The 5,184-nt window shown below is 49.0% G+C and carries 2 tRNA genes and 2 rRNA genes; all 4 read left to right on the top strand.

What is annotated here, in order from left to right:
• Positions 1 to 134: 134 nt before the first annotated feature.
• The 4 genes from JMW90_RS13170 (at position 135) to JMW90_RS13155 (ending at position 5,162) form a co-directional block, all read left to right on the top strand.
• Positions 135 to 1,673 (top strand): 16S ribosomal RNA (locus JMW90_RS13170).
• Positions 1,674 to 1,765: 92 nt separating this feature from the next.
• Positions 1,766 to 1,842: transfer RNA gene (locus JMW90_RS13165), tRNA-Ile, on the top strand.
• Positions 1,843 to 1,850: 8 nt separating this feature from the next.
• Positions 1,851 to 1,926, top strand: a tRNA-Ala gene (locus JMW90_RS13160).
• A gap of 374 nt (positions 1,927 to 2,300) precedes the next feature.
• A 23S ribosomal RNA gene (locus JMW90_RS13155) occupies positions 2,301 to 5,162 on the top strand.
• The 16S and 23S rRNA genes sit together here with 2 tRNA genes alongside, the layout of an rRNA operon.
• Positions 5,163 to 5,184 lie beyond the last annotated feature (22 nt).

Genomic DNA, 5,184 nt, shown 5'->3' with positions numbered 1-5,184 from the left:
CTAACTATAAAAATTATCATTTAAGACAGCAGAAAAACTCAAAGTTAATTCATTACGAACATAATTTTTAGCGATTTTGCCAGATTAGATGAGCCAAGTTTAGAAGCTTCTTTAAAGAGCTTCATAGCAAGATTAAACTGAAGAGTTTGATCATGGCTCAGATTGAACGCTGGCGGCAGGCTTAACACATGCAAGTCGAGCGGTAACATTTCTAGCTTGCTAGAAGATGACGAGCGGCGGACGGGTGAGTAATACTTAGGAATCTACCTAGTAGTGGGGGATAGCACGGGGAAACTCGTATTAATACCGCATACGACCTACGGGAGAAAGGGGGCAGTTTACTGCTCTCGCTATTAGATGAGCCTAAGTCGGATTAGCTAGATGGTGGGGTAAAGGCCTACCATGGCGACGATCTGTAGCTGGTCTGAGAGGATGATCAGCCACACCGGGACTGAGACACGGCCCGGACTCCTACGGGAGGCAGCAGTGGGGAATATTGGACAATGGGGGAAACCCTGATCCAGCCATGCCGCGTGTGTGAAGAAGGCCTTTTGGTTGTAAAGCACTTTAAGCAGTGAAGAAGACTCCATGGTTAATACCCATGGACGATGACATTAGCTGCAGAATAAGCACCGGCTAACTCTGTGCCAGCAGCCGCGGTAATACAGAGGGTGCAAGCGTTAATCGGAATTACTGGGCGTAAAGGGAGCGTAGGTGGCTCGATAAGTCAGATGTGAAATCCCCGGGCTCAACCTGGGAACTGCATCTGATACTGTTGAGCTAGAGTATGTGAGAGGAAGGTAGAATTCCAGGTGTAGCGGTGAAATGCGTAGAGATCTGGAGGAATACCGATGGCGAAGGCAGCCTTCTGGCATAATACTGACACTGAGGCTCGAAAGCGTGGGTAGCAAACAGGATTAGATACCCTGGTAGTCCACGCCGTAAACGATGTCTACTAGTCGTTGGGTCCCTTGAGGACTTAGTGACGCAGCTAACGCAATAAGTAGACCGCCTGGGGAGTACGGCCGCAAGGTTAAAACTCAAATGAATTGACGGGGGCCCGCACAAGCGGTGGAGCATGTGGTTTAATTCGATGCAACGCGAAGAACCTTACCTGGTCTTGACATATCTAGAATCCTGCAGAGATGCGGGAGTGCCTTCGGGAATTAGAATACAGGTGCTGCATGGCTGTCGTCAGCTCGTGTCGTGAGATGTTGGGTTAAGTCCCGCAACGAGCGCAACCCTTGTCCTTAGTTACCAGCGGGTTAAGCCGGGAACTCTAAGGATACTGCCAGTGACAAACTGGAGGAAGGCGGGGACGACGTCAAGTCATCATGGCCCTTACGACCAGGGCTACACACGTGCTACAATGGTAGGTACAGAGGGCAGCTACACAGCGATGTGATGCGAATCTCAAAAAGCCTATCGTAGTCCAGATTGGAGTCTGCAACTCGACTCCATGAAGTAGGAATCGCTAGTAATCGCGGATCAGAATGCCGCGGTGAATACGTTCCCGGGCCTTGTACACACCGCCCGTCACACCATGGGAGTTGATTGCACCAGAAGTGGATAGCTTAACCTTCGGGGGAGCGTTCACCACGGTGTGGTTGATGACTGGGGTGAAGTCGTAACAAGGTAGCCGTAGGGGAACCTGCGGCTGGATCACCTCCTTATAGATGGCATTCGGTCAGCAAGAATTCACAACAAGTTGTTCTTTAGTTTAGCTAGTATTTATTATTAGCGCTTTGCCTTTACAGGCAGACACAGGCCTGTAGCTCAGCTGGTTAGAGCACCGTGTTGATAACGCGGGGGTCGGCAGTTCAAGTCTGCCCAGGCCTACCATTATTTCAGGGGCCATAGCTCAGTTGGTAGAGCGCCTGCCTTGCACGCAGGAGGTCAACGGTTCGACTCCGTTTGGCTCCACCATAATAAATACGAAATAGAATATATAAAACAAGCATAAACAGAAATAAATAATTTAGATAGACCATTATAATAGATGAGACATCATACGATTATTTACTTCTGTTTTATACAGAACTTATGACTCGACGAGAGCGTAAGAACTATTTAAAAACATAGATATGAGTCTGGGTTAGGGATGCGTGTTCACGCGTTATCCTTAACCTTAATAATCGGCCTCTTAACGACATCAGTTGTTATCCCAGGGGTTGATTATTAAAAAGTAATAAGAGAACTGAATCAAGCGTATAAAATTAGGTGATATCGTTATCATAATTAGGCTTTATGACACTTTGAAGTCAAAACTTATTTAAAGTCGAGACTACTTGGGGTTGTATGGTCAAGTAATGAAGCGCACATGGTGGATGCCTTGGCAGTCAGAGGCGATGAAAGACGTGACAGCCTGCGATAAGCTTCGGGGAGGCGGCAATATCCTGTGATCCGGAGATTTCTGAATGGGGAAACCCACCTACCATAAGGTAGGTATCTTGTACTTGTACAAGAGGCAAACGAGGGGAAGTGAAACATCTCAGTACCCTTAGGAAAAGACATCAAATGAGATTCCCCAAGTAGCGGCGAGCGAACGGGGAGAAGCCGATTAATGCTAATGTAGAAGAACAGCGTGGGAAAGCTGACCGTAGTAGGTGATAGTCCTGTATTCGAAACATTAGCGTTAACATATTAAGTAGGGCGGGACACGAGAAATCCTGTTTGAAGATGGGGGGACCATCCTCCAAGGCTAAATACTCCTGACTGACCGATAGTGAACCAGTACCGTGAGGGAAAGGCGAAAAGAACCCCTGTGAGGGGAGTGAAATAGAACCTGAAACCGTGTGCGTACAAGCAGTAGGAGCCTCAATTTATTGGGGTGACTGCGTACCTTTTGTATAATGGGTCAGCGACTTATGTTCTGTAGCAAGGTTAACCGTTTAGGGGAGCCGTAGGGAAACCGAGTCTTAATAGGGCGTTTAGTTGCAGGGCATAGACCCGAAACCGAGTGATCTATCCATGAGCAGGTTGAAAGTGCCGTAACAGGCACCGGAGGACCGAACCCACTATCGTTGAAAAGCTAGGGGATGACTTGTGGATAGGGGTGAAAGGCTAATCAAACTCGGTGATAGCTGGTTCTCCCCGAAAGCTATTTAGGTAGCGCCTCGGACGAACACCATTGGGGGTAGAGCACTGTTTCGGCTAGGGGGTCATACCGACTTACCAAACCGATGCAAACTCCGAATACCGATGAGTGATATCCGGGAGACACACAGTGGGTGCTAACGTCCATTGTGGAGAGGGAAACAACCCAGACCGCCAGCTAAGGCCCCAAATTCCTAGTTAAGTGGGAAACGAGGTGGGAAGGCATAGACAGCTAGGAGGTTGGCTTAGAAGCAGCCATCCTTTAAAGAAAGCGTAATAGCTCACTAGTCGAGTCGGCCTGCGCGGAAGATGTAACGGGGCTCAAACTAGGAGCCGAAGCTGCGGATTTGAATTTGTTTTCAAGTGGTAGGGGAGCGTTGTGTAAGCCTGTGAAGGTGTGTCGTAAGGCATGCTGGAGGTATCACAAGAGCGAATGCTGACGTGAGTAACGATAATGCGAGTGAAAAGCTCGCACGCCGGAAGATCAAGGGTTCCAGTCCAACGTTAATCGGGGCTGGGTGAGTCGACCCCTAAGGCGAGGCCGAAAGGCGTAGTCGATGGGAAATCGGTTAATATTCCGATACTTGTTTATAATGCGATGGAGGGACGGAGTAGGTTATGTCAGCCTGGCGTTGGTTGTCCAGGTGAAAGGATGTAGGCAGACAGTTTAGGCAAATCCGGACTGTCATTATGCTGAGATCTGATAGCAAGCTGTACTTGTACAGCGAAGTGGCAAATACCATGCTTCCAGGAAAAGCTTCTAAGCAATAGTTATAAACGAATCGTACCCTAAACCGACACAGGTGATCAGGTAGAGAATACCAAGGCGCTTGAGAGAACTCTGCTGAAGGAACTAGGCAAAATGGTACCGTAACTTCGGGAGAAGGTACGCTGCCGATGGTGATAGGACTTGCTCCTTGAGCTGTTGGCAGTCGCAGATACCAGGCTGCTGCAACTGTTTATTAAAAACACAGCACTCTGCAAACACGAAAGTGGACGTATAGGGTGTGATGTCTGCCCGGTGCTGGAAGGTTAATTGATGGGGTTAGCGTAAGCGAAGCTCTTGATCGAAGCCCCAGTAAACGGCGGCCGTAACTATAACGGTCCTAAGGTAGCGAAATTCCTTGTCGGGTAAGTTCCGACCTGCACGAATGACATAATGATGGCAGCGCTGTCTCCAGCAGAGACTCAGTGAAATCGAAATCGCAGTGAAGATGCTGTGTACCCGCGGCTAGACGGAAAGACCCCGTGAACCTTTACTACAGCTTTACATTGAACTTTGACCTGACTTGTGCAGGATAGGTGGGAGGCTTTGAAGCAGACACGCTAGTGTTTGTGGAGCCAATCTTGAAATACCACCCTGGTCATGTTGGGGTTCTAACTCAGGTATAACAATACCGAGGACAATGTATGGTGGGTAGTTTGACTGGGGCGGTCTCCTCCTAAAGAGTAACGGAGGAGTACGAAGGTGCGCTCAGACCGGTCGGAAATCGGTCGTAGAGTATAAAGGCAAAAGCGCGCTTAACTGCGAGACCCACAAGTCGAGCAGGTACGAAAGTAGGTCTTAGTGATCCGGTGGTTCTGTATGGAAGGGCCATCGCTCAACGGATAAAAGGTACTCTGGGGATAACAGGCTGATACCGCCCAAGAGTTCATATCGACGGCGGTGTTTGGCACCTCGATGTCGGCTCATCTCATCCTAGGGCTGAAGCAGGTCCTAAGGGTATGGCTGTTCGCCATTTAAAGAGGTACGCGAGCTGGGTTTAGAACGTCGTGAGACAGTTCGGTCCCTATCTACCGTGGGCGTTGGAAATTTGAGAGGATCTGCTCCTAGTACGAGAGGACCAGAGTGGACGAACCTCTGGTGTTCGGGTTGTCACGCCAGTGGCATTGCCCGGTAGCTACGTTCGGATGGGATAATCGCTGAAAGCATCTAAGCGAGAAGCCCACCTCAAGATTAGATTTCCCTAAAGAGCCGTTGAAGACTACGACGTTGATAGGCAGGGTGTGGAAGTGCAGCGATGCATGTAGCTAACCTGTACTAATTGCTCGTTTGGCTTGACCATACAACACCCAAGTGGTTTGTAT

It is taken from the genome of Psychrobacter glacincola (assembly GCF_904846215.1).
Taxonomy (GTDB): Bacteria; Pseudomonadota; Gammaproteobacteria; order Pseudomonadales; family Moraxellaceae; genus Psychrobacter; species Psychrobacter glacincola.
Note: the sequence above shows the minus strand (reverse complement) of the source record. Positions and strands in the feature narration are given on the sequence as shown.